Raw genomic sequence first — 25638 nt, 5'->3', positions numbered from 1 at the left:
ATCAGATATTTAGAGTGAACGGCGTTCACCATTTTACGATTTACATTTAAACGACCAGGTGATGGCGAAGGAGGCAATTAATATGCCGTCTTTATCCCGGCCTTCACTGCGGAGGGTAACGGTTTCCGCGGAGTTATCATTTAGCGCCCGTTCTATAGTGGCTCTCAGCAACGGTAGTTCAGAACAGGTAAACGTGGTAAGGCCGGTGGCTTTTTTTACAAAAGTGGATTCCATGCCGGTAACGAGCATGGATACACGCCGTGGAGCGCTGCGTACATACATCATTGCCGGTAAACCGGTGCTGAGTTCTGCAGCCATCGCTAAACAGGCAAAGTAAGTAGACCGGAAAGGGTTTTGCGACAACCAGCGGAAAGGAACAGTGGTTACACAGGTATCGGCTTCCAGCGACTTTAACCGCACTCCTGAAAGCCACGCTGCCGGAAGCTTCCAGAACAGGTAGGCCGAAAACTTAAACGGATGCTGTGCAAACTTCTGAAAAGATTGCACAGCATCCGTATCGAAAGTGGTAATGCCGTTATCCATGACGATGTTATTCGTTGATATAATGGGAAGGCTGCAATGCAGCGGGTGACCATTGTTTCAGGAACTCCTGCACTTTCTTTTTATCATAGGAATCTGCCGATTCCAGCAAACCGGAATTCTGCGTATGCAGCCGGTTACCTTTCGCATCCAGTATTACCAGCACCGGGAAACCAAAACGCTGCGGATAACCCAGCTCTTTCAGAACAGGCAGGTTTTTGTTTTCTTTGCTGTAGTTAAGATGATACACTACATAATTATCATTCAATGCCGCTTTCAGTTCGGCATCATCTTCTATAAATTTATACAGCCGCTTACACCAGATACACCAGTTACCGCCAATTTGAAGCAACACATGTTTCTGCTCCTTCGCTGCTTTTTGCTCTGCAGCTGCTATATCCGCCTTTGCATCGGCAGCAGGATTGTAAATGTGTTCCAGGTCATGTGTTTGCGCCTGCGTGGCAGGAATTGCAAAAGCCATACTCAACAACAACGTCCAAACAAACTTCTTCATAAAAAAACAATTAATCGGGATCTCTAATTTACACTATATTTTGCACATACTGCTGGATGGCCAGCTGGGCTTTGGCAGGGTCCTGCAGCTGTAACCGGACAATATCTTTCAGCTGTTGCTGCAGCGCCGGATCATATACCGGCACACATACCTCTATCCTGCGATGGAGGTTACGATTCATCCAGTCTGCCGAACCCATATATACTTCTTCCTGGTTATTATTATGGAAGATGAATACACGCGCATGTTCCAGGTACCGGTCTACAATCCGTATAATACGGATGTTTTTACTTTCCGGGATATCCGGCGCCAGGCAATTGATGCTGCGCACAATCAGGTCTACCTGTACGCCTGCCTGGCTGGCTTCATACAGTTTATTGATCATCCCCCTTTCCTGCAGGTTATTTATTTTGATGATGATCCTGCCGGGCTTTCCTTCTTTTACGTGAACAATTTCCCGGTCTATCAAGCCGGTAAAACGTTCCGTCATGTTAAACTGCGCTACCAGCAAATGCCGGAACTGTAAAAACTGGTAACCCACTGGTTGTTCCCTGCTTTGAAGGTACAGGAACAGCAGTTCCATCTCCCGGGTAATATCCTTATGCCCGGTAAACAAAACATGATCGGTGTAAAAACGGGCAGTGCTTTCATTGAAATTACCGGTAGCAATGAGGCCGCAATAATCCCACTGGTAGCCGCGGTTACGCTTTACCAGTGCTGTTTTGGCATGCACCTTCATACCCGGAATACTATAAATAAGTTTCACGCCGGCATCCTTCATTTTCTTGGCCCAGCGGATATTATTGGCTTCGTCAAAGCGGGCTTTCAGCTCTACAAACACCGTCACCTTTTTCCCGTTCTTGGCAGCGCTGATCAGTGCCTGTGCTATCTGTGAACCGGAAGCAATGCGGTACAGCGTTACATATATTTCAGCAACATCCGGATCAGCGGCGGCTTCGTTAAAAAAGCGGAGGATATAATCATAGCGCTGATAGGGGAGATGCACCAGCAGATCCTGCTGTAATACCAGGTCCAGTAACCGGTCGGTAGCCGCAATGGCCTTATTTTCGGCCGGTATTACTTTGGGATAATCTACGTGTAATAACCCTGCCGGTGCGGGCAGGGTAGCCAGGTCTTTCAGGTTATGATAGCGTCCGCCCATTACCTGTTCATCGTCCTGTACATCAAACTGGATGGCGAGGAAATGGAGCAGTGACCGGGAAATGGCGGCATCATACAGGAAACGGGTGGGCACGCCCAACTCACGTTTACGGATCAACGTTTCTACTTCTTCCAGGATATCGCCTTTCATTTCGTCCATATCCATTTCCGCATTACGGGTAAGCTTCACACTATGGCAGCTTTCCACTGTATAGCCGGGGAAAAGATAAGAGAGATGCGCACGGATAATATCGTCGAGAAAAGCAATGTAATGAATGCCCTCCAGCGACGGCAGCTGCTGAAAACGCGGCAGGTCGGCAGGGATATTCACAATCACAAATTCCTGAATGCTGGTATCGTTTTCAGGAATCAGCGTTACCGCCAGGTACAGCTGGTTGTTTTCAAGAAATAATTTTTTGTGTTTCCCGTTAAGCCATACCGGTTGCAGATAAGCCAGTACAGTAGTAAGGAAATAATATTTTGTAAAGGCAAGATGGGCGGGTTGCAGTGGCTGGTTGTAATACAATTGTACGCCTTGTTTCCGCAGACCAGGCAATACGCTGCCGGTGAAGATCTGCCCGTATTCCTGTTGCTGCCGGTTTATTTCCTGTAGTACCTGTTGCAACGTATCACTGCTGATGGATTCATTTTCCCCGGCTGCCGGATCATTTTCCAGCACCCGGTTAATGGTAAGTATGGCTGGCATTCTCACCCGGAAAAACTCATCGAGGTTAGAAGAGAAAATGGAAAGAAATTTAATCCTTTCGTATAGTGGTACCTGTTGGTCTGCCGCCATTAACAACACCCGGTAATTAAAGGATAACCAGCTGAGATCGCGGTTATATAAAGGAACGCCCATGAATCATTATGCTTTTGCCGGGAAGAAAATTGCTGCAATCAGGAAAGCGAATACAGAAATGATAAGACCAAACATGAAAATATTATAGGAAATACGCAGCAGTTTGTATTTATGACCCAGCACTACGCCCAGGTAATAAATGTCTCTTGTCATGCTGCTATACAGGAATTCGGAATCATCCATCATCTGCTTGATCCCCCACTGGTATTCTTCCAGGTGCATCTTATAAAAGTTACCAAAGAACAGCAGATTGGCGTCTTTCTTTTCAATATCCGCTTTGGTGAAGGTACCGCTGGTGACATTCGGGCGGGTGGCCAGCACTGAGAAGATCACAGTGAGTACGGCCGTGAAAAGGAAAATGATAGAAGGGATCACCATATTGGGATAATCTTCCAGTCGCCTTACCAGTACGCTCAATATCACGGAGATGATAATGGAATTCACCGAAATCATAATATGCGCTTTGCTGTCGGCCATAGAACTCAGCCTGATATGATTGGTGGAAGTGGTTCTGAACATGGTTTCCACACCACGTTCGGATTTACCTGCCTTCTCTTTATCCTTGTCTTTTTTCTTTTTTTCGGTGAAGGTTGCCGGCGGGGCGCCGGAAGCATCTGTGCCGGGAGTGGAGGTGATAGGGATGAGATTATCTTCAGCCGCTTCTTTTGTTTTTTTCTCCAACTTCTTTTTCAGCTTTTCCAGGTTCTCTTCTTTCTGTTGTTTAAACAGGGTTTGCGCGTAGTCGGTCCAGTAGTGATGGTCCGTTAAAAACGTGATATTTGTATTCAGCCATTTGATAGCAGGAATATCCTTCTGGTAAGTAAGCTCCATTTCATGCCGGAGCAGCTTGTTCCGGTCGGGGAACTCTTTGGATCCCAGGTGCGAAAGATCGGCGTCACAAACAATCTGTTCCACCAGGTTGTGGGGCGACTGTGGCATTTTGGTGGCCAGGATAGCGCCCTGCACCATTAACTGAATATTTTCCGGCGCCTGTTGTTGCTGTAAGAACTGCAGGGCCTCTCTGGCGCCATTTTCTTCATGGGCACTGCCTTCGCCCAACAGGTATCCGGCATCATGAAACCAGGCAGCTACGTATACTGCTGCTAATTCGTCGTCCTGAAGGCGGTAATGGGCCGCAATTTGTCCGGCGGCCTGTACTACCTGTTGTGTATGTACGAGATTATGATAAACCAGGTTAGGGCGCGGGTGTTGCTGATACTGGGCTATAACATAGTCCCGGGCTGCATCTATAATAGCATTCTTTTGCATAAGGAAGACGAAAATTAAGATAAGGAACTGCGAAATACGTTGTATACTTTGTACATTTTATTGTACTAATAACGGTATGTTCGTTACTTCGCGTATTACAAATCGCAAATTGAACCTAAGTTACTGCATTTTTGAGTTAAATTTATGCTATAAAGTTACACTATGGATGTCCGGATCGGGTTAATATTTCTCCTTTTCTTGCTGTCATGTAATCTGAGCGACAGGGAACAAAAAGTATACGCTTCCCCACGTGGTTACGATTTAAAAGAGCCGGTACGCTACCGGGTCAGGGAATCTATGCAGGAAATTTCAGGCATAGAATTGTTTCCTGATGAACACAGGATTTTGGCCATTAACGATGAGGAAGGCCACATCTACCAACTGGATGTATTGGCAAAAGAACCTTACCCGCATTTTAAATTTGCAAAAAATGGGGATTATGAAGATATCTGTCACACAGATAGCGGCTGGTTTGTGTTGAAAAGCAATGGCTCCCTGTTTGAAGTCCACGGCCTGTTCTCCGACAGCGTTTACAGCGATCATCACAAAATGCCCAAAACGGGAAAGAAGGAATTTGAAGCCACTTATTACGATCCCTCCCGTAACAGTATTGTGATGATCTGTAAGAACTGTGAAGATGATAAACGCCTCGGCGTTACCAGTGCCTACCGCTTTGATCTGGCTTCCAGAACATTTGATACCACCGCCCTCTACAAGTTCAACAACCAGGAAATTGCCCGCCTGGCCGGTTCTGATATGCGGTTCTTCAAACCTTCCGCAGCAGCTATTCATCCCATCGAAAAGCGGTTGTACATCATCGCCTCGGTGAATGGATTGCTCGTGATCGCCGACCTGCAGGGCCACGTACAGGAAGCTTACAACCTGAAACACCGCCTGTTCCTTCAGCCGGAAGGACTGGCATTCGCTCCCAACGGCGATATGTATATTTCCAATGAAGGCGGATACGACGGGACTGCCAATATTCTTAAATTTACCTACAAGTCCAAATGATCAGATCAGCCATCATCTATATTGCCTTACTAATTGTTACCTGTACTGCCGCCTATGCCCAGTCGCCGCAGGTAGTGAAACGTGTGATCCTTATCGGCGACGCCGGAGAACTGCACGATAACGGCAAAAACTCCGTAGTGGATGCTGTACGCAATACCTTCGATCTCCAGGATAGCCGGAATACTATCCTCTTCCTGGGCGATAACGTATATCCACACGGGTTACCCGATTCCTCCAGCAACAAATTCCAGGTGGCCAAAGAAATCATCGACTACCAGATTAACCTGGTACGCGGCACCAAAGCTCAGGGGTATATCATTCCCGGTAACCACGACTGGGACAAAAGCAAACCCGATGGATGGGATATTATCCGCAACCAGCAACGGTATGTGGATTCCCAACATCTCGATAACGTTCAGTTTGAACCAAAAGAAGGTTGCCCCGGCCCCATAGAAGTAAAGATCTCTGATAATATTACCCTTATCATCATGGATAGTGAATGGTGGGTGTTCCCTTATCAGAAGCCGGGAATAGAATCCTCCTGCGATTGTAAAGACAACGACGAAATCCTTACCAGCCTGTCGGAAATAGTAGCCAACAACCGCAACAAGCTGATCATTTTTGCTACCCATCATCCCTTCCGCAGCTACGGCATCCACGGAGGATATTATACCATCAAGCAACATATTTTCCCGTTAACAGACCTGCGCCCCGCACTGTATGTGCCTTTGCCGGTGATAGGCTCTATCTATCCCATTGCCCGCGGCGTTTTTGGTACCCCGGAAGATATTCCCAATCCGAAGTATCAGCAAATGATCAAAGGAGTGGAAGCTGCCCTGAAACCTCATGGCCCCGTAGTATTTGTGTCTGGTCACGATCATACCCTCCAGCTCATAAAAGATCAGCAGAACGCCTATGTTGTAAGTGGCAGCGGCGCAAAAAACAATCGCGTAAAGAAAGGGCCGAAATCGCTGTTCGCCAGCACAGATAACGGTTTCAGCACCATCGAATTAATGTCCGACAGTACCGTACGCGTACAGTATTATATTGCAGATAACGGCACACAACCCGTTTTCAGCAATAACCTGTTCCGCCTGCAGGACATTCCGCAACAGTCGCTCGCCTACACACCGCCGGCATCACTGCCGCCATTTATCAAGATAGCTGCCGATACACAATATGTACATGTCTCCAATTTTCATAAAAAGTTGCTGGGAGAAAATTACCGGCAGGTATGGGCCACCCCGCTCAACTTCCCGGTACTGGACCTCAAAACTGCCAAAGGCGGACTGAAGATCCTGCAACGAGGCGGTGGAAAACAAACACACTCACTCCGCCTGGAAGACAGCACCGGCACCGAATGGGCCATGCGCTCCCTGAAAAAATTCCCGCTGGCAGCTATTCCTGAACTGCTCCGCGAAACCATTGCCCGCGAAGTAGTACAGGACCAGATCTCCGCAGCTAACCCTTACGCCCCGCTGGCGGTAAGCGTGTTGGCCGAAGCCGCCGGCGTACCGCATACCAACCCCACATTTGTATACCTGCCTGCCGATAGCTCGCTCGGCATCTATGCAAACGACTACGGGAACGAAGTATTCCTCTTTGAAGAAAGAGAACCCGCTACCGGCAGCAATGATAAAACATACAACACGCCAAAGGTGCTGGCAAAAGTGCTCGGCGATAATGATGAACATATCGACCAGAAATCCGTACTCCGCGCCCGTATCTTCGATATGTACATCATGGACTTCGATCGCCATGATGACCAGTGGCGCTGGTATAAAGAAAAACATAAAGGAGAAGAATACTATTACCCGGTGCCCCGCGACCGCGACCAGGCGTTTTTCCTGAACGGAGGATTTATTCCCCGCATGGCGGCCCGCCCCTGGCTTATGCCGGCCATACAAGGCTTCCGGAAAGATATCCCGGATATCAACGGCTTCAACTTCAGTACCCGCTACTTCGATCGCTCTTTCCTCAATGAAATGGATGAAGTGGATTGGAAGAAACAAACAGATAAGCTTTTAAAGAAGATGACCGACAGCGTGATCACTGCTGCCGTAAATGCTTTTCCTGATACTATCCGGTCGCTGGTAGGCCCTATGATGATCGAAAAATTATCTGCCCGCCGCAACATCCTGGAAAAGAACATGCTGAAATATTACCGCTTCCTCGCTAAAGGCGTGGATGTGCCGGCCACCGAAAAGAATGAACTCATCTCGGTAGAAAAACAACCCGGTGGCAAAGTAGCCCTCGATATATTCAAGATCAGCAAGAAAGGAGCCGTTCAGCAAAATATCTACTCCCGCACCTTCGATCCTTCCGTAACCAAAGAAGTAAACGTATATGGCATGGGTGGCAACGATCGCTTTGTAATAAAAGGAGATAACGCAACACCCATACGCATACGCCTCGTGGGCGGCAAGGATGCCGATTCCTATATCGACAGCACCACTGCACGGGCTGGCAAACGGGTACGCATATACGATCAGAGAACCGGCAAAGATACTTTCGCCCTCACCGGCAATGAACAACGCCGCCTGTCCAATGATCCGGCGAATATCAAATATAACCGCAGCGCCTTCCGGTATGAAAAAGCAATGCCATTAGTGGCAGGAGGCTACAATCGTGACGATGGTGTACTGCTCGGTTTAGGCTTGTCCGTTACCCGCCACGCATGGCGCCGGGAGCCGTTCTCCACCAAACACCTGTTCACCGCTACGCATGCACTGGCCACCCGCGCCTGGAACTTCCGCTATGAAGGAGAATATACCGACGTTATCGGGAAAACAGACCTGCTGCTGTTTGCCAGCGCAAAAGCGCCCAACAATACCATCAACTTCTTCGGATATGGAAATGAAACTATATTCGATAAGTCTGATAATAAAACTATTTCCTACTATCGCGCACGGTATAACTTCTATACTGCAGAAGCATTGCTGCGTACCAGCATAGGAAATCATATGACCATTGCGTACGGTCCTGCCTTCAATAACTACGCCTTTGATAAGGATGAAAACCATAACCGCTTTATCACCGATTTCAAAGACAATGGACTCGATTCTGCCGGTATCTATGCCAATAAAGCATATGCCGGTGGTAAAATAGTGGCCACTATCGATACCCGCAACAGCAAGATCATTCCTACCCGCGGTATCCTGTGGACAACCACCTACGCCGGTAGTTTCGGAGTAAACGATAACAGTCATAACACTACTTCGCTGCAATCGGATCTGAGCTTATACATGAGTTTCCGCATCCCGGCTAATTTTGTTATCGTTAGCCGTTTTGGTGGTGGAAAATTATGGGGGAACTACGAATACTTCCAGGCACTTACAGTAGGCGGCGTTCAAAACCTGCGCGGTTACCGCAACTACCGCTTTGCCGGCGACGCCAGGGTATATAACAATACGGAAATACGCGTGAAATTATTTGATCTGAAAACATATATCCTGCCTGCCGGCGTAGGACTCATCGCCTTTAATGATGTAGGCCGCATATGGAGAGAAAATGAAACCTCCCATGTATGGCACGACGGATACGGTGGCGGCGTTTATATTGCGCCGATCAACGCCCTGATCATCACCGCAGTGGTAGGGCATTCCAAAGAAGAAACAATACCTTACGTAACCTTCGGGTTTAAATTCTAAATAAAAAAGGGAAGGCGGATGGCCTTCCCTTTTTTTATACGATAGCTTCCATATTTACTTTCACACGGAGCGCTTTCAATCCGCTCACGCCCTGTAGCTCTTCCAGGTCCAGCATTTCAATTTCCGGCAGCAGTATTTTTTTGCTTTGCAGGAAAGTGATATACTTTTTCAGTTCCTCCATTTCTCTCACATAAGAGTATACCATTGCAATGGTACCGGGTTGCGTTAACCGTTCGCCGGTATCTTTTACATGTACTTTATCAATACGTTTTTTGATGATCTCATAACGCACATTGTAAGCGCCTTCCACATCAAACCGGCGTTCGTCGCTGCGGAAGCTGATGGTGATAGGAGCGCTGTGCATGAGGATCATCTGGGTGGTTTGCAGTGGCACCTTTAATTTAGGTCCCAGTTTATGCGTAAGCCTTGCGATATGCGCCATAGAGGAAAGCTGCCACAGGCGCAGGTTGCGCAGGTACAACTGGTCAAATTTCTTTTCCTGGGCAATCGACTGGCCAATATAAATGGTATACTCCACGCCATCGGTACGGTACTTTTCAAAGTAGCAGGGGAAAGAATGCTGGATGTACTGGCGTTCTTTCTCCAGGTACTGGCTGATGGCCATGTTGATGTTGGATAAGCTTTCTTCGTACTCTCTGCGGTGATGATAAACATGCCCTTCTGTTTTGTCCATCTTCGCAAAATAGCTGGCCAGTAATGGTTTCAGTTCTTCATTGTCTTCACAGAGATGTTCCAGTACAGGCTGTATTTCCTGGTCCATGAACTCATTCACCTTCAGGTCTTCGCCCGCCTGCAGGCTGTTACTGAGGTTGCCCAGCAGGTCATTTGTTTTAAACTGCAGTTCTTCCAGTAAAGGCAGGTGAATAGTTTTGCCGATGGTTTCGAGGGTATCGCGGATCAGTTCCAGCTGTTCCTGCAGATCTTCCCGGATAGCAGTGCCTTGCTGTACAGACGAGTTGCGGATATCCACCGCGCCATAAAGCGGGTATACTTCATCAAAGCTGATGCTTTCAATATCTTTTCTTTCTTCTTCGGGCGTCAGCAGGTAATTCCAGGCGGCGTCCACAAATTTCCATTCTACGGAAGGCTGTAAGGCAGTAAACTGGTCTTTGATCACTTCATTCAGCCGGCTTTCGAGAATGTTCATACTGCGGTTCAGCATCAGCACCAGCAGGGGATAAGTGTTTTGCAGCTTCCACAGCGGGTCAGACGACAACCGGTTGGGTGTGGAAGAGGCCAGTTCCAGCACACCCAGTATTTCCTTTTTATGCGTGATCGGGAATATCACGAAACTCCGGATATTCTTGATCGGCAGATATTTCAGGAACGCATGCGGCGCAATAGACGTTTCATTTACATCAGGAACTATTAGCGGCGCCGGGTTTTGCTGCGCATGCTCCAGCAGCAGCTGGAAAAAGTGTTGCTGTTGTTTTTTGTTGCCCACTCCCAGGATCGGATCGGTATTGGAAAATTGTTCTTCCATTACATTTTTGCCGTTTACTTTTGGAAACGGCACCAGGTGGGCGGTTACATCGGGGATACCCAAAATAACCGGGATCATTTTTTCCAGGGTCCGGTAGCTCTCCACTTCGTTGCTGGTGCGCATGTTCATCACCAGGCTCTTAATATTATTGAGCGTTTCCGATTGGGTCACATCTTTCACTGTCCAGATAACAAAGCCTTCCAGTGAAAACATACTGGTAGGTAACAGCTGTTGCAGGGCATCCGGTGTAATCTGCTTGGAGCAGAACATATCATAGCTCAGGTGCGGCAGTTCACCGTTTACTTTTACATCCACAAACCTGGGATCTATATTTACTTTCACATAACGTTTACCACCATCGGGCGTTTCCAGCGTATGGATGATATCGTTCTTATAGTTCATGGGAAAGTGGAATACCTTTTCCAGGATCAGTTTATACAGCCAGGTGATCTTGTCTTTTTTTACCTGTGCAATGGAAATGCCATCAGGAACGGCCGAAAGCTCGGAACCGTTTTCTGCAAATAGCTGTTTAAAGAGATCAGAATAATGGAAGATGGAGAACTTAAACGGAACGCCTATCCCATAGATGTCTTTGCTGGAATCCGTGGTCACCGGGAAAATAGCGGCTATCAGCAGATCCAGGTATTCCTTATAGGCACTGAGATCAGCAGTGCCGGGAATGGGTTTGAGTATCTCCGGGTTACTTTCAAATTTATCAATGATCAGTTTATAGAAAGACGAACGGGATTCTCCTTCATGTGTTACCTTTTCCTTCAGATAATTGAGGAAGGGTACGAATGATATATTAGAGTCAATTACTTTATCATCGTTAAATATACCGGGGTGTGCAGTTAAAACTTTCATATTATGGTACAATTATAACCAAAGGCTGTCCTTTTAGTGCCAGTAATAAATTCTTATTACAATTTACAGTAAAACATTGCAGGAATAACAGAGGAGGGTACTATTGTAGACGCAAAGGTAGGGGAAATATTGTATCAATTTTGAATTCCGGGATTCAGGTATTTGTCATAAGTGCTATGCACCTGATAATCAAATACCTGAATCCACGGAAATCCGGAAGATTTATTGCAATTCGATCTGGTTTTTAAGCAAATCGTCCAATGTATCACGTTTACGGATCAGGTGCGGCTTGCCGTCTCTTACCAGTACTTCCGCCGGTTTCAGGCGGGAGTTAAAGTTGGATGACATTTCAAAGCCATAAGCGCCGGCGTTATAAAACACCAGGTAATCGCCTTCCCTTACCTCATTGATCTTACGGTCCCAGCCAAAGGTGTCTGTTTCGCAGATATTACCTACTACGGTATAGATCCTTTCGGTACCCTTCGGGTTGGAAATGTTGCGGATCAGGTGGAACGCCTCATAAAACATGGGCCGGATCAGGTGATTGAAGCCGGAATTCACACCTACAAATACGTTGGCAGTAGTTTGCTTGATCACATTGGCCTTCACTACAAAGTAACCGCTCTGGCTTACCAGGAACTTTCCTGGTTCAAACCACAGCTGCAGCGGACGTACGTATGATTTAGCAAAGTTATTGAACGCTTCGCTCAGTTTTTTGCCAAGCAGGTCAATATCCGTTTCAGGATCTCCCTGCTGGTAAGCTACCTTAAAGCCGCTGCCCAGGTCAATAGATTCCAGGTCAGGGAAGTGCTGTACCATTTCAAACATTACTTCCACGCCACGTAGGAACACGTCTACATCCTTGATTTCAGAGCCTGTATGCATGTGCAGGCCGGTTACTTTCAGTTTAGTAGAATTGATAATACGTTCGATATGCCGCATCTGGTGAATGGAGATACCAAACTTGCTGTCGATATGCCCGGTAGAGATCTTGAAGTTTCCGCCCGCCATAATATGCGGGTTCAAACGGATACAGATCGGGTAGCTGCCACCGAACTTATTACCAAACTGCTCCAGGATGGAGAGGTTGTCTATATTAATGATTACGCCCAGGTCTTTCGCTGCAATAATTTCCTGCAGGTCCACACAGTTGGGAGTAAAGATGATATTCTTAGGATCAAAGCCAGCCTTCAGGCCCAGCTGCACTTCCTGGATCGACACCGTGTCCAGTCCGCAACCAATAGAATTGATGTACTTAAGGATATTGATGTTGGTCAATGCCTTACAGGCGTAGAAAAAGCGGGTGTCAGACTTATGAAATGCCTTCTGCAGCTTTTCATACTGGGTTTTAATCTTTTCTGCATGGTATATATATACCGGGGTACCAAATTCTTCTGCTACTTTCACCAGGAAATCGGCAGTAAGTACGTCGCTTTGTTTAGGCATTGAAAATCCTTAGTTTAAGAATGAGGATGCAAAATTACTACGCAAAAGTGAGAAATTGTAGAAAAAAGGGAGAATGTCAGTTGTGGTGGGATAAGTATCTTTGTTATTAGTAAATTCACATATTTATGGAACCATACAGATTTGACAGAACAGCCTTCAAAATCAAGACATTTGCAGAGGCAGATGCTGATAATGTTGATTTAAGCCTTTCATTGGCAGAACGGGTTCGCCAATCGTGGTATCTCATTTCAAAAGCCTATGGGTTTGATCTGAGCAACCCACCGCGGATGGATAAGACTGTTTTTTCATGTAGAAAACAAAAATAATAATGGGATCTATATTCAATGACGATTTTAGGGATTTCATCAGGGCTTTAAATAATAATCAGGTTGAATATATTCTGGTAGGGGGCTATGCAGTTATTCTTCATGGTTATAGAAGAGTAACAGGTGATATGGATATTTGGGTAAACCGGACCAAAGAAAATTATTTAAAATTGACCAGGGCGTTTGCTGAATTCGGGCTACCAATCTTTGATATGACTGAAAGCAAATTTTTAGATGTAGAGAAGGCAGATGTATTCTCATTTGGACGCTCTCCTGTAGGAATAGATATCCTGACGAAGTTGAAAGGAGTGGATTTTAAGGAAGCTGCTGCTTTAGTTCAAATATTTATTGACGGTGATTTGGAGATAAAGTACCTGCATTTAAATAATCTTATACAGGCAAAGAAAGCCGCAGGTCGCCATAAAGATTTGGATGATATTGATAAGTTAGAAGCTAGAAATTGATCTGTTTACGATATACATGAAATTTAACCATCTTTAAATAAAGTTTACGATATACATGAAACTTATACAGAGGGCAAAGATGTTGATCTAACAATCAAATAAATCACACGGGGTAACTTCTAATACCTTAGCTAATTCAATAATAGTAGAAAATCTCACATCCACTCTACCCTTTTCCATTTGCCCCAGATTGGAAAAATCAATACTGCAATTTGTTGCCATCTGGCGCAAACTCCATCCCTTTTGCTCCCGCAATTGGCGTAATTTATTGCCAAACTGTTTTAGTTCCTCTTGCTTATTGATATCCATATTCAAGTCGAATATGAACAAAATGAATAGAAAATATGTGTGCGAATAAGCACACAATAATATAAAAAGCATTATCTTTGAATTAGCTTGACAAGCTAAAAAGTCTTAATTACTTGTTGTAATTCCAAACTTTGTTAACCAAAACCATACATATCATGCAACCAACAAAAACTGTACAAACCAATCCCCTCCGTTCTCTCCTCGAAGGCTTTGCCGGTAACGCAGTTAAATTCCGCGAAAAAGTTTGTGAAGAATGCGGATGGAGTGAAAGCACCTTTTACAAAAAGGCGCGCGAAACACGCCATCATGCAGCGGTTTTCAGCATCGCCGAAATGGAAAAAATAAAAGACCTTGCCTGGGAAGTACAGCAGGAGCTGAAAGACCGGCTATGAAAAAACAAAAGGCTCCTCTGAAGTACAAAGAGGAACCTTTTAAAGATATGCTGCATTAAATACATCACTCCTCCTCATCCCCTTCCATAAACCCTTCAATACTCCGCCGATCCTTCTTCGTTGGCCGGCCAATCTTACTCTGACGCTTACCAGTCTGGAATACAGACGCAACAAAGGCTGGCGCCAGTTTATCCTCATCAGGGGTAGTATCTATATAATGTTTAATAGCTTCACTATACGGAACCCGGTTGGAGATCACGCTTACCACTTCAATCACCCATTTACGGGCTTCGCTCCTGATCTCAAATTTATCCCCTGGATTCACGGGTTTAGCGGCTTTTACAGAGGAGCCGTTCATCTTTACTTTACCGCCGTCGCAGGCATCTGCAGCCTGGCTGCGGGTTTTAAACACCCTGATGGACCAGAGATATTTATCAACGCGTACTTTTTCGGTATTACTCATATTCAAAACTTTAAGCCGGCGGCAACCGTGGCTGCCGCCGGTTTGGCTATTTACTCATTTCCGCAAAAAATTTGTGGAAATAAGGAATGGTTTCAATGCCTTTGTAATAATTGGCTAAACCATACTTCTCGTTGGGAGAGTGGAGATTGTCGCTGTCCAGTCCAAAGCCCATCAGTACTGTTTTCAGCCCCAGTTCCTTTTCAAACAGTGCTACGATAGGAATACTACCACCTCCGCGCACCGGGATAGGATCTTTGCCAAAAGTAGCGTTGATGGCTTTGTGCGCTGCCTTAAATGCCACTGAGTCGATTGGCGTAACATACGGGCTGCCGCCATGATGCTTGGTTACTTTCACCTTCACACTCTTTGGCGCAATGGCTTCAATATGTTTGGTGAACAGGTCCGATATTTCGTGCCAGTCCTGGTTAGGAACAAGGCGCATGGAAATCTTGGCAAATGCTTTTGATGGCAATACGGTTTTGGAACCTTCGCCGGTATAACCACCCCAGATACCGTTTACTTCCAGTGTTGGCCGGATACCGGTTCTTTCGATAGTGGTAAATCCTTTCTCTCCCCAAACATCATCTACACCCAGGTCTTTTTTGTATTCTTCTTCATCAAAAGGAGCGGCGTTCAGGGCAGCTCTTTCTTCTGTGCTCAGTTCCTGTACTTTATCGTAGAAGCCGGGAATGGTGATGTGATTATTTTCATCATGCAGGGAAGCAATCATTTTGGCCAGAATAGTAGCCGGGTTAGCCACGGCGCCACCATACACACCGCTGTGCAGGTCGCGGTTAGGGCCGGTTACTTCCACTTCCATATAAGCCAGTCCACGCAGGCCGGTATCAATGGATGGGTTTTCCAGGCTGATCATGGAGGTATCTGAAATCAGCACCACATCTGCTTTCAGGCGCTCCTTGTTTTCTTTCAGGAAGATGCCGAGGTTAGCAGAACCCACTTCTTCTTCCCCTTCAATCATAAATTTGATATTGCAGGGAATGGTGTTGGTTTTGTTCATGGTTTCAAAAGCCTTTACATGCATGTAAAACTGGCCTTTGTCGTCTGCACTGCCACGGGCATATATATTACCATCTTTGATCACCGGTTCAAACGGACCGCTATGCCACAGCTCCAGCGGATCTGCAGGCTGTACATCATAGTGACCGTATACCAGTACGGTGGGTAAGGATGGATCTATGATCTTTTCGCCATAAACGATCGGGTGACCAGCAGTCTGACACACTTCTACTTTATCTGCGCCGGCTTCTTCCAAACGTACTTTTACCGCCTCTGCACATTGCCGGGTATCTTTATTGTGACGGGAATCCGCACTCACAGAAGGAATGCGTAACAGCGCCAGTAATTCATCCAGGAAACGATCTTTGTTCTCTGCCTGGTAATCTTTCCAAACTTGCATGATTCTAGGAAATTAAGTTCACAATGTGGTGCAAGTTAAAGGAAAATCAACATTTACAGATTTAGATAGTTTCGAATGGTAGTTCATGACGCCTTGGAGAAAGCGGAGCGGTAATCCATTCCCGTTTGAATAATATCCAATACACGATACTCTCCCTTTTGCCAATCTCTAAATCCGGCCCGGAAACCCTCCCGTGGTTTTATCTTATTTTCAGTAAAAAAGTTAACGCTTATGGCAAAACAAACAGGAATAATCAGCTTTACGGGCAAGCTGGGTAACCTGATCGGTTACCGGAGGAACGGGCAATATTTTGTCCGTACCATGCCCGAAACAGTGCGGCAAACCGCCGCTACCCGGCATGCATCGCGGGATTTCGGTATCGCCAGCAGGAAAGGAAAACTGGTCAGGCAGGCTGTTGTGCCCCACCTGGATATCTCCCGCGATGGCTCATTGGTGAACCGTCTGAACAAAACGTTGATCTCCGCAGGGAAAGGTCAGTTGCAAATGTTAAAGGGCTTCCGGTTCAACAGGCACGCCGGCGTGGAGAATTTCTTCTGTCAGCAGCCGGTGATGTCACCTGCCGGAGTAGTAACCATACCCGCGCAAACATTGCGGCCGGAGGGCACAGCTACTCACCTGGAGGTGAAGGCCATTGCTGTCCGCGTTAGTTTCCTGGAACGGCGTATAACAGGTAGTCGTACTGCTACTGTTATGATCGGTATGGATACACGCTTCAGTGATATTGAGCTGGATGTGGCGCTGCCGGGAAAAGGAATGTTGCTGGTAATAGTACAGGTAAGAAGTTTCAATGATTCGCTGGCAACGGCAAACCGCCGGTTGGTAGCGGCAGATATACTCGCAGTGGTGGCGCCGGCAGTTATAAAACAACGGGTAACCGTAATACCGGATGTAAAGAAGGTGCCGCATTACAAAGACGCGCGCGGGAAGAAGTATAATGTTACTTTGTGTACACCTCACACAGTGCTGTTACACCAACGGGAATGAGCATATGTTATCCTGATCAAGTCCACCTTGCGTGCAACGCAACAGTAAGGCATAAGTAGGCCCGTCCCCACTTCACAGGAACTCCTCCTTATTTTCACTGCCTCCAATAATGATCAGGAAATTAGTTTCTGTCTTACCAGGAACTCCAGTTTCTGGTTTACATCAAGCAATTTGGCGGTTAACTCTTTGTTCTCTTTGCGGAGGGCATACACTTCATATGCCTTCTCGATATTGTGTTTCAACTCCTCTTCATTCCAGGGTTTGGAGAAATATTTATAGACCTGTCCTTTGTTAATAGCATCTACTACCGCGTTGATATCAGCATAGCCGGTCAGCAGCATACGTATAGGCTCGGGGTACTTTTCCAGTATTGATTCAAAAAACTCTATCCCGGTTGTTTTGGGCATCCGCTGGTCCGAGATAATGATGTGAAATTCCTGTTCTGCCAGCAGCTTTTCTGCTTCTTCTGCAGAAGTGGCTGTAACTACGTTGTACAACCTCCTGAATGAAGCTTTGAAAGCATTCAGATTGTGTATCTCATCATCAATATAGAGTATATGGATGTGTTGTGCACTCATTTAAGCAGACTTAGTTCCAAGTTATTGATAATAAATGAGTTAGAAACAATGAAACTTTCGATATCGATTTTGTGTCCATTCTGCCCCATTCATCTTAAATCATATAGTAAAACGGTCAACGTTTTACACGCAACAAAGGTACATATAAACATACTGTTTTATGATGAATATTTCAAGGATGAATGAACTTTTTTAAAAAATAGCGGTTTCCTTATCCAATAGCGATTTAGTGGGGGAGTTTCCATATTTTCGTGTAGTTATGAAAAGCGCGCGTTAACCGCTTTTTTTATAGCGTTCACCGGTGAAAAAACTACTTACACCGGCAAGTGTAAAATCGGGAATACCTTTTGCACATTTGCCGGCACTTAAAACTTAAATTTAAATTCAGATGAAAACAGGAATTATTGTTATCGTAGTACTCGCATTGCTGGTCATGTTAGGTTGTGGTAAATACAACAGCCTCGTGACTAAAGAAGAAAACGTGAAAAATAAATGGGGAGTGGTACAAAGTAGCTATCAACGCCGTGCTGATCTGATCCCTAACCTGGTGGCCACAGTGAAAGGCGCCGCTAATTTCGAAACTGAAACCCTCGAAAAAGTGATCCAGGCACGCGCCAGCGCTACCCAGATCAAAGTTGATGTGAATGATCTCAGCCCTGAAAAAATTCAGCAATACCAGGCTGCACAAGGTCAGTTAAGCCAGGCACTGGGCCGCTTACTCGCCGTATCGGAAGCCTACCCCGACCTGAAAGCAAATGCTAACTTCCAGAACCTCCAGGCACAACTGGAAGGAACGGAAAACAGGATTAACGTAGCCCGTAACGACTTCAACGAAGCCGTAAATGCTTACAACAGCTCCGTTCGTACTTTCCCAAACAACATTGTAGCCAGTATCACTGGCTTTAAACAAAAAGGTTATTTCGAAGCAGCCGCGGGTTCCGAAAATGCTCCACAGGTTAAATTCTAAAACAACCTTTAAAAGATAGGCCGCCTCCGGGGTGCTGGCGTAATACTAGCATCCCGGACCGGAAATCAAAAAAATTATATACAGCATGCGCATTTTCCCTTTTAAACGAAAAGAGATTTTTTCAGAAACGGAGAAAGAAAGACTCGTGCAGGCTATCCGGGTAGCAGAACGGCTTACTTCCGGAGAAATCAGGTTGTTTGTAGAAAGCCATTGCAGCTACGTGGACCCTATGGATAGAGCGAAAGAAGCTTTCGTATCACTCGATATGGGAAAAACAAAATTGCGCAACGGCGTATTGGTATATGTGGCCATTAAAGACCGGCAGTTTGCCATCCTGGGCGACCAGGGCATACATGAGAAAGTAGGTGATGAATTCTGGGTGAAAGAAGCAGGATTATTAATCGACTACTTTCAGAACAATCGTATTATCGATGGCATTGAAGCATGTATAGCGGAAATAGGCGCCTCACTCCGCGCTTTTTTCCCGCACGAAGCCGGTAATGATGCTAATGAACTGCCCGACGATATCGTCTTCGGCAAATAAAAGCCACTCTTTTTAAACGATTTTAGCTTTGATACAATGAGGATACTACGCTGGTTTTTACCGGGATTATTAATGATGGCGGGTTTGCTGGCAAATGCACAGAATATACCGCCCCGGCCTAATCCTCCCACTTTAGTTAATGACTTTGCAGGCGTATTGCTGAAAACAGAAGATGATGCCCTCGAACAAAAAGTAGTGGCCTACTTCGACAGCACCTCCACGCAGATAGCAATTGTTACACTCAAGTCCATCGGCGACTACGATATCAGTCAGGTATCATTAAAAATATTGCGCGATTGGGGAATAGGTACCAAAGGCAAGAACAATGGTATCCTTATTCTTGTTTCAGTGGAAGACAGGAAGATCAGGATTGAAACGGGCTATGGCATGGAAGGCGTAGTACCCGACGCGGTCGCCAACCAGATCATTTCACAAATCATAAAGCCAGCTTTCCGTGAAGGACACTACTATCAGGGCCTGGATGGCGCCGTAGAAGCCATTGAGAAAGCAGCTGCCGGCGAATACCGCGCAGATCCGCGGCAAAGCAAACCCGGCATCAGCCCGGGAGTCATATTCCTGATCATCATGGTCATCGTGATTATCGTTTCCATCATTGGTCGTGGCGGTGGCGGCGGCAGAGGCGGCGGAACCACCTACAACAGACGCGGTGGATGGATATGGCCGGTAATAGGCGGCATGGGAGGCTTTGGCAGCGGCAGCGGCGGCGGTGGATGGTCCGGTGGTGGAGGAGGCTTCGGCGGCTTCGGAGGAGGCTCAGGCGGCGGCGGTGGCGCAAGTGGCAGCTGGTAAAGCAGGAAAACTATTTTATGTCATATTTGCATGTGTTAAATGGAGATGCTACCCTTGCCTTGTTCCGGGAAAGCAAGGTGCCGGGAGAAATAGTGGTATGCCGGGAAATGATGTGCGAAGGCAAAGTAAAATATACAAAAGACCTCACTGAATTCTTTGAAAGCCGCGCCAAACACCTCGAATTCCACTACGGAATCGATAAACAAACTTACTATACCAATGTAGTACAGGAGCTGGAGAAATTAGCTCTCTCCGGCTCCGGTACAGACGAAATTGTGTTGTGGTTTGAATATGACCTGTTCTGCCAGGTTAATATGCTCTTCATCCTTTATTACCTCAGTAGCCGGGTCACTACCCTTCCTCCCATCAGCCTGGTCGATCTGCACCATCACCCCACTGCGGAAGACTTCCCGCAAATCTTTGAACAACGTACACTGCTTCATCCAAACGATATCACCTGGGCCGTTGATGTATGGGACGCCTGGTGCCTGAGTACCCCACAAGTGCTGGAAACAGTCAGTAAACTCTCTGCCGGCAATCTGAAATACCTGCCCGCAGCCATCAACGCGCACCTGAAACGTTTCCCCGATGTTAATACCGGCCTGAGCGCCATCGAAAACTATTTCCTGCTTCGCCTGGTACTCGGCAGTTACCGCTGGTACGACCTCTACATGCTTTTCTGGAATGAACTGGAAATATACGGCTTCACCAACTTCCAGCTCGATATCCTTATCCATCGCATGGCTAATGCCGGCGTAATTGAAGAACACGACCAGATGTTGAAAATTACCAGCCTGGGAAGGGAAATACTGGAAGAAGAAGAAAATTATCTCGACTATGTATCACTCGAACATCGCTGGCTAGGTGGCGTAAAACTCGCCAATACTCCCTGGCGGTGGGACCCTAAGATCAATGCCCTGGTGGAGATTGTCGCGTAGGTTGTCTTTCTCAGGATTAAACTGATTAAACTGATTTAGGGATTTGATCACTTTTGATTTTAACTGATTAGGGGAGATATAAGCGGTATTCGCTTATATCTCCCCTAATCAGTTAAAATCATTTGTAAAATCCAAAAAGTAAAATCAAGGTAATCAGTCTAATCAGTTTAATCCTGAGAAAGACAACCTACGCGCTATTTAATACTCTTCCTGATCTCCTCTGATGCTTTAAGCATATAGTCTGCCTGTTTCAGCAGCTCGTCGCGGTTGGCGCCGGTAACGGCCGTAGCTTCCTGCGATTTGCTTTTGCTGATTTCCTGCATCCAGTTGCTGATGTAAGTGCTTACCTGTGAGTTGTTAAATTGTGCGGTCATGGCTTTTACCTGGTCCACACCTTTGATCACAGCAGGGGTATTATTGATCTTTGATAAGAAACCCAGGTAATCGAAAGCCGCATTCAGCTTGTCCTGACCGGAGGTTTCGTCAAACTTCGTTGCCACAAAAGTAACATCGGAAGCATTGCCTTTCCGGGCATATACACCGGCAATAGCATTCACCAGTTTACCTTTGGTGTCACTTTCCAGTTGTTTGGCAATGTTATATGCTTTGTCTAAATCCAGGGTGGCTAAGCCTTCCAGGCCGGCGGCTTCTACAGCATAGGATTTATCTTTTGTTGCTGCTTCAAATAAAGCGGCATACTGCGGATCTTTCAATTCACCCAGTTGCTGCAACGCAGCAGCACGTACCAGGGAGCTGGGGTCTTGTTTGGCAAGATCCATCAAAACGGGCAGCGCAGCAGTTTTTACAGCTTCATTGCCCAGGTTCAGCTTTCCGATGGTATAGGTTCTCAAGCCGTGGTATTTATCTTTCAAAGCCAGCACCAACAGTTTCACCGCTTCCGGATTGGTGGCCTGTGCATCTGCTGCTTCATCTATTGCAATATGGCGGTCCATGTAATTAGGCGCATGGGCGTATTGATAGGCATAAGTGCTAAACGCCCGGTGATCATCTATCTTGGCTAAAACTATCTTATCCGCATCTACATTTACCAGGTCAGGTTTAGTCGTATAAGAGAAGGTAAAGGAATCTACCCTGTTTTCCATGAAGATGTTATGCCTGTTTGCTTTGCCGCCTGCATATACATCAATGGCCATCGGGATGTGCCATACTTTACTATCTTTCTGGATCTGCTGTAAAATAACGGTCACCGTGTTGGCGGCATCGTTATACTTATAGCTGATGTCCAGCTGGGGGAAGCCCTTACCAAAATACCACTCATTGAAGAACCAGTTCATATCCCTGCCGGTTACTTCTTCTACCGCCAAACGCAGCTGGTGAGCTTCTGTAGCTTTAAAGGCATTTGTTTTCAGGTAAAGGTTCAGGGATTTGAAGAAGGCAGAATCTCCAATAGCATTGCGGAGCATATGCAGGATACGGCCACCTTTCTGATAGGTGATCTGGTCAAACATATCTTCTTTGTCGTGATAATGGAAGCGCACCAGGTCTTTATCGCCGGCGTATTGCACCATCGACATGTACGACTGTGCCGCTTCCAGGCTGTGTTCATCAGCAGCATCCTTACCATATTTATGCTCCAGCCACAGGTATTCGCTGTAGTCTGCAAAGGATTCATTTACGGTAAGATTGCTCCAGGACTCCGCAGTGGCCAGGTCGCCGAACCAGTGGTGGAACAGTTCATGCGCAATTACGCTTTCATTGAAATTGTTGTTGTCGAGCAGTTCCCGGTCTGTTTTCTGTATAAACTCCCCGTGAAGGGTGGCGGTGGTATTTTCCATAGCGCCGGAAACGTAGTCGCGGCCGGTGATCTGGGAATACTTCACCCAGGGATAATCATATCCCAGTATTTTGGAATAGAAGGTGAGCATTTCGGGTGTGTTGCCAAAAATGTTTTTGGCATATTTCTCAAAAGGCTTTTCTACGTAGTAATTTACTTCTTTGCCGCGCCAGGTATCTTTTACAATGGCATACTCGCCTACGGCCATCATAAACAGGTAAGGAGAGTGGGGGAGATCCATCTTCCAGGTATCTGTACGGGTGCCGTCGGCATTGTTTTTCTGGCTTACCAGCTTACCGTTGGAAAGGGTTACATATTTCTTTTCCACGGTCATGCTGATTTCCTCGGTGCATTTCTGGTTGGTTTTATCGATAGTGGGAAACCAGGCAGAAGAGGCTTCCGTTTCGCCCTGTGTCCATATCTGGGTGGGCTTTTTAGGATCTTTGCCATCGGGATTGATAAAATAAAGTCCTTTGGCTTCAGAAATAGCGGCGCTTCCCTTTACTTTGAGTTCATCGGGTTTTGCAGTATAACTGATATAGATGATATATGACTCAGTGGGTTTGTAGCTTTTATTCAAAGCGATATGCAATTGCAGATCGTCGTAGCTGTATTTCAGCGGCGTGCTTTTACCTGCTTTTACTACTGCCACTTCTTTAATGTCCATGCCTTTCGCATCCAGGGTGAGGGAGTCGGTGGCATAAAAATGCGGCCTGAGGGTTATCCAGGCTTTGCCGTAGAGATACCGCTTGGCGTAGTCGAAACGTACGTCCAGCTTAGTGTGTACCAGGTCGTTCACTTTGGTGGCGGATGCGCGGTAGATCTTTAGTGCGGGGTCTTCCTGGGCAGCTTTGTCAGATTGGGCCATCAGGGAAGTGCTCATCCCCAGTCCGGCTATTCCTCCGATCAGCATCCCCATCAGGGATTGCTTCAGATGTAGATTCATGTAAAAGACTGTTTTAAACAAATGTATCGGCTTGCGCCAATTAAAAAGAGTCAAATTTAAACAAATGGGCCAAATATGAGGTAAGTGGTTAAAAATGCTATTTTTGTTGAGCTTACAGGCCAATAAAACAGCATTATGATCAAAGCAATAGTGAATGGTAAATCTAAATTTGCCGTTAATAACGATACAAAGCTTACCTGCGATAACCAGGAAGTGGATTGGTCGGCAGTGAAGCTGCCTACCGGCGACTACAGCGTTATAATGGATGGCCGCAGCTACCAGGCGCAGGTGTTGAGGATAGAGAAAGATACTAAAACCGTGGTGTTACAGATAGATCAGCAGCAGTTTGAAGTGGTGATAGAAGAGCCGATCGACCAGCTGCTGGCGTCAATGGGGATCAAAGATGTGATGACCAAAAAGGTGAATGACATCAAGGCGCCGATGCCCGGACTGGTGCTGAAAGTACTGGTAACCCCCGGACAGGCCATCAAAAAAGGCGACCCGGTACTGATACTGGAAGCCATGAAAATGGAGAACGTATTCAAGGCCGGGTCAGATGCTATCGTAAAAGAAATCAAGGTAACAGAGCGCACCGCAGTGGAAAAAGGCGAAGTGCTGATCGTGCTGGAATAATATTTGCACAAGGACAGTTTTATACCAATTTATAGTATGCATCTTAAATACAGGACACTAATATTCGTATGGGCATGTCTGTTACTATGCGGCCGTTTGTGGGCGCAGGAACAACTCCACTACGTGTATATTCAGAGCGAGAAGGGACAGCCGTTTTATGTAAAACATAACGGCAAAGTGCTGAGTTCCACTGAAAGGGGCTATATTATTATCCCCCGGTTGGAAACAGGTACGGCGCCCATTACAGTGGGTTTTGCAAACAAAGAATCCAAAGAAGCACAGTTTAACCTTAGAATAACAAAAGGTGATCAGGGCTTTCTGCTGAAACAGTCCGGCGAAGCCGGTTATTCTTTATATAACCTGCAAACCTTCCGGGAACTCAGGTCAGATGCAGGCGAAACTGCCCTGGCAGCAGCGCCTCCGGCAGCAGACTCTATTGTGCCGGAACTGGATACCGCCAAAAAGGAAATGATGACCAACCTGCAGAAAGACCTGGAAACTACTTTTGCCGATAAAGCAATTGTAACCGGCCCTGCTAAGCCGGTGGCTCCCGCCAAATCAGGCAATCCTTTTGCTTCTGCGCTGGATAAAGTAGTGGTAGGCGGCGACGACAGGAATGAGCCGGAGCCTGAGCCGGAAGTGAAAAAAGAAGCAGCTCCTGCGGAAGTAACGCCGGTGGCTGCCGGAGCAGAGGTGAAGAAACCCCGGAAGAAACGCAATAAAGGAGAAAGAGAACCTTTAACAGAAGAAGAACAGGCTATTTTGAGCAGTGTACTGGCAGAAGAAGGTAAAACCGCCGCCAGTGAGGCCGCTGCCGATGAAGCAGAGAAGGCCGCTGCTCCTGCCGAAGAGCCGGTAAAAAAGAAATCAAAGAAACATAAAGCAAAAGAAGGAGATCCCGACTTTATAGAATTCCAGGATGATAAAGCGCCCACGGCTGTTGCAGCCACTACAGAAGCTGCTGCGCCGGTAGTGGTGGAAGTGCCGGTAACCGCTACAGAAGAAGCGCCGGTACGCGCCAAAAAGAAAAGGAAAAAAATCTTTGACGATACAGAACATCCTGCTAACATCATTACGGATTCCAGTGGCTATGGCATTGCGGTTACGGAAGAGGAACCGGTAAAGAGCAAAAAGAAGAAGAAACGCAGTGAAGAAGAAGTGGTAATTGCAGATGCAGCAGGAGCGCCGGTAGGAGCAGAAGTAGTGCCTGAAATGACGACTGCTGAAAAAAAG

Annotated in this window: 23 protein-coding genes (1 of these 23 cut by a window edge); 12 read left to right on the top strand and 11 right to left on the bottom strand. The window is 46.4% G+C overall.

Going from position 1 to position 25638, the window contains the following annotated elements:
• Positions 1–33: 33 nt before the first annotated feature.
• The 4 genes from ACMXI2_RS25010 to ACMXI2_RS24995 are packed head-to-tail and all read right to left on the bottom strand — an operon-like array spanning position 34 to position 4343.
• Positions 34–543, bottom strand: coding sequence for a DUF4442 domain-containing protein (locus tag ACMXI2_RS25010; protein ID WP_483778684.1), 510 nt, complete (start codon positions 541–543; stop codon positions 34–36).
• 7 nt (positions 544–550) lie between these two features.
• A complete protein-coding gene (locus ACMXI2_RS25005; RefSeq protein ID WP_079473617.1) occupies positions 551–1054 on the bottom strand; it encodes a thioredoxin family protein in 504 nt (167 codons plus the stop codon).
• 28 nt (positions 1055–1082) lie between these two features.
• Positions 1083–3074, bottom strand: coding sequence for a polyphosphate kinase 1 (gene ppk1, locus ACMXI2_RS25000; protein ID WP_483778683.1), 1992 nt, complete (start codon positions 3072–3074; stop codon positions 1083–1085).
• A gap of 6 nt (positions 3075–3080) precedes the next feature.
• On the bottom strand, positions 3081–4343 hold the full coding sequence (locus tag ACMXI2_RS24995; protein ID WP_483778682.1) for a Pycsar system effector family protein: 1263 nt from the start codon (positions 4341–4343) through the stop codon (positions 3081–3083).
• Positions 4344–4541: 198 nt separating this feature from the next.
• On the opposite strand from ACMXI2_RS24995, the gene ACMXI2_RS24990 reads away from it, so the two are divergent.
• Together ACMXI2_RS24990 and ACMXI2_RS24985 are read left to right on the top strand one after the other, a co-directional pair.
• Positions 4542–5354, top strand: coding sequence for a hypothetical protein (locus ACMXI2_RS24990; RefSeq protein ID WP_483778681.1), 813 nt, complete (start codon positions 4542–4544; stop codon positions 5352–5354).
• Positions 5351–9004, top strand: a complete 3654-nt coding sequence (locus ACMXI2_RS24985; protein ID WP_483778680.1) for a BamA/TamA family outer membrane protein — start codon at positions 5351–5353, stop codon at positions 9002–9004. The genes ACMXI2_RS24990 and ACMXI2_RS24985 overlap by 4 nt, the downstream gene beginning before the upstream one ends.
• A gap of 34 nt (positions 9005–9038) precedes the next feature.
• On the opposite strand, the gene ACMXI2_RS24980 is transcribed toward ACMXI2_RS24985, so the two are convergent.
• Both ACMXI2_RS24980 and lysA read right to left on the bottom strand, forming a co-directional pair.
• Positions 9039–11372, bottom strand: coding sequence for a GAF domain-containing protein (locus ACMXI2_RS24980; protein ID WP_483778679.1), 2334 nt, complete (start codon positions 11370–11372; stop codon positions 9039–9041).
• A 222-nt stretch (positions 11373–11594) separates the two neighbouring features.
• Entirely contained in the window at positions 11595–12818 is a 1224-nt protein-coding gene (gene lysA / locus ACMXI2_RS24975; RefSeq protein ID WP_483778678.1) for a diaminopimelate decarboxylase, read from the bottom strand.
• A gap of 125 nt (positions 12819–12943) precedes the next feature.
• On the opposite strand from lysA, the gene ACMXI2_RS24970 reads away from it, so the two are divergent.
• Both ACMXI2_RS24970 and ACMXI2_RS24965 read left to right on the top strand, forming a co-directional pair.
• On the top strand, positions 12944–13144 hold the full coding sequence (locus ACMXI2_RS24970) for a hypothetical protein (protein ID WP_336389066.1): 201 nt from the start codon (positions 12944–12946) through the stop codon (positions 13142–13144).
• Positions 13145–13146: 2 nt separating this feature from the next.
• A complete protein-coding gene (locus ACMXI2_RS24965) occupies positions 13147–13608 on the top strand; it encodes a hypothetical protein (RefSeq protein ID WP_336389067.1) in 462 nt (153 codons plus the stop codon).
• A gap of 87 nt (positions 13609–13695) precedes the next feature.
• Here the strand turns inward: ACMXI2_RS24965 and ACMXI2_RS24960 are convergent, their stop codons facing one another.
• A complete protein-coding gene (locus tag ACMXI2_RS24960; RefSeq protein ID WP_336389068.1) occupies positions 13696–13917 on the bottom strand; it encodes a helix-turn-helix domain-containing protein in 222 nt (73 codons plus the stop codon).
• 155 nt (positions 13918–14072) lie between these two features.
• On the opposite strand from ACMXI2_RS24960, the gene ACMXI2_RS24955 reads away from it, so the two are divergent.
• Positions 14073–14309: a hypothetical protein gene (locus ACMXI2_RS24955; RefSeq protein ID WP_483778677.1), complete on the top strand. Its 237-nt coding sequence runs from the start codon at positions 14073–14075 to the stop codon at positions 14307–14309.
• 64 nt (positions 14310–14373) lie between these two features.
• On the opposite strand, the gene ACMXI2_RS24950 is transcribed toward ACMXI2_RS24955, so the two are convergent.
• Both ACMXI2_RS24950 and ACMXI2_RS24945 read right to left on the bottom strand, forming a co-directional pair.
• Positions 14374–14772 carry an RNA-binding S4 domain-containing protein gene (locus ACMXI2_RS24950; protein ID WP_429041997.1) on the bottom strand — a complete coding sequence of 133 codons (399 nt, stop codon included), beginning with the start codon at positions 14770–14772 and terminating at the stop codon, positions 14374–14376.
• A 46-nt stretch (positions 14773–14818) separates the two neighbouring features.
• Entirely contained in the window at positions 14819–16189 is a 1371-nt protein-coding gene (locus ACMXI2_RS24945) for a dipeptidase (protein WP_483778676.1), read from the bottom strand.
• Between the two features lie 231 nt (positions 16190–16420).
• Here ACMXI2_RS24945 and ACMXI2_RS24940 point away from each other — a divergent pair, with 231 nt between their 5' ends.
• Positions 16421–17194: a hypothetical protein gene (locus tag ACMXI2_RS24940; protein ID WP_483778675.1), complete on the top strand. Its 774-nt coding sequence runs from the start codon at positions 16421–16423 to the stop codon at positions 17192–17194.
• 113 nt (positions 17195–17307) lie between these two features.
• On the opposite strand, the gene ACMXI2_RS24935 is transcribed toward ACMXI2_RS24940, so the two are convergent.
• Complete coding sequence (locus ACMXI2_RS24935) at positions 17308–17772, bottom strand: response regulator (protein ID WP_079473632.1); 465 nt, start codon at positions 17770–17772, stop codon at positions 17308–17310.
• Positions 17773–18160: 388 nt separating this feature from the next.
• Here ACMXI2_RS24935 and ACMXI2_RS24930 point away from each other — a divergent pair, with 388 nt between their 5' ends.
• The 4 genes from ACMXI2_RS24930 to ACMXI2_RS24915 all read left to right on the top strand — a co-directional run bounded on the left by ACMXI2_RS24930 (position 18161) and on the right by ACMXI2_RS24915 (position 21031).
• A complete protein-coding gene (locus ACMXI2_RS24930; RefSeq protein WP_483778674.1) occupies positions 18161–18739 on the top strand; it encodes a LemA family protein in 579 nt (192 codons plus the stop codon).
• Positions 18740–18824: 85 nt separating this feature from the next.
• Complete coding sequence (locus ACMXI2_RS24925) at positions 18825–19283, top strand: TPM domain-containing protein (protein WP_483778673.1); 459 nt, start codon at positions 18825–18827, stop codon at positions 19281–19283.
• Positions 19284–19319: 36 nt separating this feature from the next.
• A complete protein-coding gene (locus tag ACMXI2_RS24920; RefSeq protein ID WP_483778672.1) occupies positions 19320–20093 on the top strand; it encodes a TPM domain-containing protein in 774 nt (257 codons plus the stop codon).
• A 17-nt stretch (positions 20094–20110) separates the two neighbouring features.
• Positions 20111–21031, top strand: a complete 921-nt coding sequence (locus ACMXI2_RS24915; protein WP_483778671.1) for a hypothetical protein — start codon at positions 20111–20113, stop codon at positions 21029–21031.
• A gap of 194 nt (positions 21032–21225) precedes the next feature.
• Here ACMXI2_RS24915 and ACMXI2_RS24910 read toward each other — a convergent pair whose 3' ends face one another.
• Positions 21226–23772: a M1 family aminopeptidase gene (locus ACMXI2_RS24910; RefSeq protein WP_483778670.1), complete on the bottom strand. Its 2547-nt coding sequence runs from the start codon at positions 23770–23772 to the stop codon at positions 21226–21228.
• 135 nt (positions 23773–23907) lie between these two features.
• On the opposite strand from ACMXI2_RS24910, the gene ACMXI2_RS24905 reads away from it, so the two are divergent.
• Both ACMXI2_RS24905 and ACMXI2_RS24900 read left to right on the top strand, forming a co-directional pair.
• A complete protein-coding gene (locus ACMXI2_RS24905) occupies positions 23908–24405 on the top strand; it encodes a biotin/lipoyl-containing protein (protein ID WP_483778669.1) in 498 nt (165 codons plus the stop codon).
• Positions 24406–24441: 36 nt separating this feature from the next.
• On the top strand, positions 24442–25638 hold the 5' portion of the coding sequence (locus ACMXI2_RS24900; protein WP_483778668.1) for a proline and serine-rich protein 1 family protein. The gene runs 321 nt beyond the window's last position; only the first 1197 of its 1518 coding nucleotides appear in the window; the start codon lies at positions 24442–24444; its stop codon lies off the right edge, out of view.

Source organism: Chitinophaga sp. G7 BAM 1005, from assembly GCF_057126945.1.
Note: the sequence above shows the minus strand (reverse complement) of the source record. Positions and strands in the feature narration are given on the sequence as shown.

Bases quoted from the DNA above. Each gene is read 5' to 3' on its own strand.
- ACMXI2_RS24970 (WP_336389066.1), top strand. From the start codon at position 12,944: ATGGAACCATACAGATTTGACAGAACAGCCTTCAAAATCAAGACATTT.
- ACMXI2_RS24935 (WP_079473632.1), bottom strand. From the start codon at position 17,772: ATGAGTGCACAACACATCCATATACTCTATATTGATGATGAGATACAC.
- ACMXI2_RS24920 (WP_483778672.1), top strand. From the start codon at position 19,320: ATGAGGATACTACGCTGGTTTTTACCGGGATTATTAATGATGGCGGGT.
- ACMXI2_RS24960 (WP_336389068.1), bottom strand. From the start codon at position 13,917: ATGGATATCAATAAGCAAGAGGAACTAAAACAGTTTGGCAATAAATTA.
- ACMXI2_RS24925 (WP_483778673.1), top strand. From the start codon at position 18,825: ATGCGCATTTTCCCTTTTAAACGAAAAGAGATTTTTTCAGAAACGGAG.
- lysA (WP_483778678.1), bottom strand. From the start codon at position 12,818: ATGCCTAAACAAAGCGACGTACTTACTGCCGATTTCCTGGTGAAAGTA.
- ACMXI2_RS24915 (WP_483778671.1), top strand. From the start codon at position 20,111: ATGTCATATTTGCATGTGTTAAATGGAGATGCTACCCTTGCCTTGTTC.
- ACMXI2_RS24930 (WP_483778674.1), top strand. From the start codon at position 18,161: ATGAAAACAGGAATTATTGTTATCGTAGTACTCGCATTGCTGGTCATG.
- ACMXI2_RS24985 (WP_483778680.1), top strand. From the start codon at position 5,351: ATGATCAGATCAGCCATCATCTATATTGCCTTACTAATTGTTACCTGT.
- ACMXI2_RS24940 (WP_483778675.1), top strand. From the start codon at position 16,421: ATGGCAAAACAAACAGGAATAATCAGCTTTACGGGCAAGCTGGGTAAC.
- ACMXI2_RS25005 (WP_079473617.1), bottom strand. From the start codon at position 1,054: ATGAAGAAGTTTGTTTGGACGTTGTTGTTGAGTATGGCTTTTGCAATT.
- ACMXI2_RS24905 (WP_483778669.1), top strand. From the start codon at position 23,908: ATGATCAAAGCAATAGTGAATGGTAAATCTAAATTTGCCGTTAATAAC.
- ACMXI2_RS24955 (WP_483778677.1), top strand. From the start codon at position 14,073: ATGCAACCAACAAAAACTGTACAAACCAATCCCCTCCGTTCTCTCCTC.
- ACMXI2_RS24945 (WP_483778676.1), bottom strand. From the start codon at position 16,189: ATGCAAGTTTGGAAAGATTACCAGGCAGAGAACAAAGATCGTTTCCTG.
- ACMXI2_RS24910 (WP_483778670.1), bottom strand. From the start codon at position 23,772: ATGAATCTACATCTGAAGCAATCCCTGATGGGGATGCTGATCGGAGGA.
- ACMXI2_RS24980 (WP_483778679.1), bottom strand. From the start codon at position 11,372: ATGAAAGTTTTAACTGCACACCCCGGTATATTTAACGATGATAAAGTA.
- ACMXI2_RS24950 (WP_429041997.1), bottom strand. From the start codon at position 14,772: ATGAGTAATACCGAAAAAGTACGCGTTGATAAATATCTCTGGTCCATC.
- ppk1 (WP_483778683.1), bottom strand. From the start codon at position 3,074: ATGGGCGTTCCTTTATATAACCGCGATCTCAGCTGGTTATCCTTTAAT.
- ACMXI2_RS24995 (WP_483778682.1), bottom strand. From the start codon at position 4,343: ATGCAAAAGAATGCTATTATAGATGCAGCCCGGGACTATGTTATAGCC.
- ACMXI2_RS25010 (WP_483778684.1), bottom strand. From the start codon at position 543: ATGGATAACGGCATTACCACTTTCGATACGGATGCTGTGCAATCTTTT.
- ACMXI2_RS24965 (WP_336389067.1), top strand. From the start codon at position 13,147: ATGGGATCTATATTCAATGACGATTTTAGGGATTTCATCAGGGCTTTA.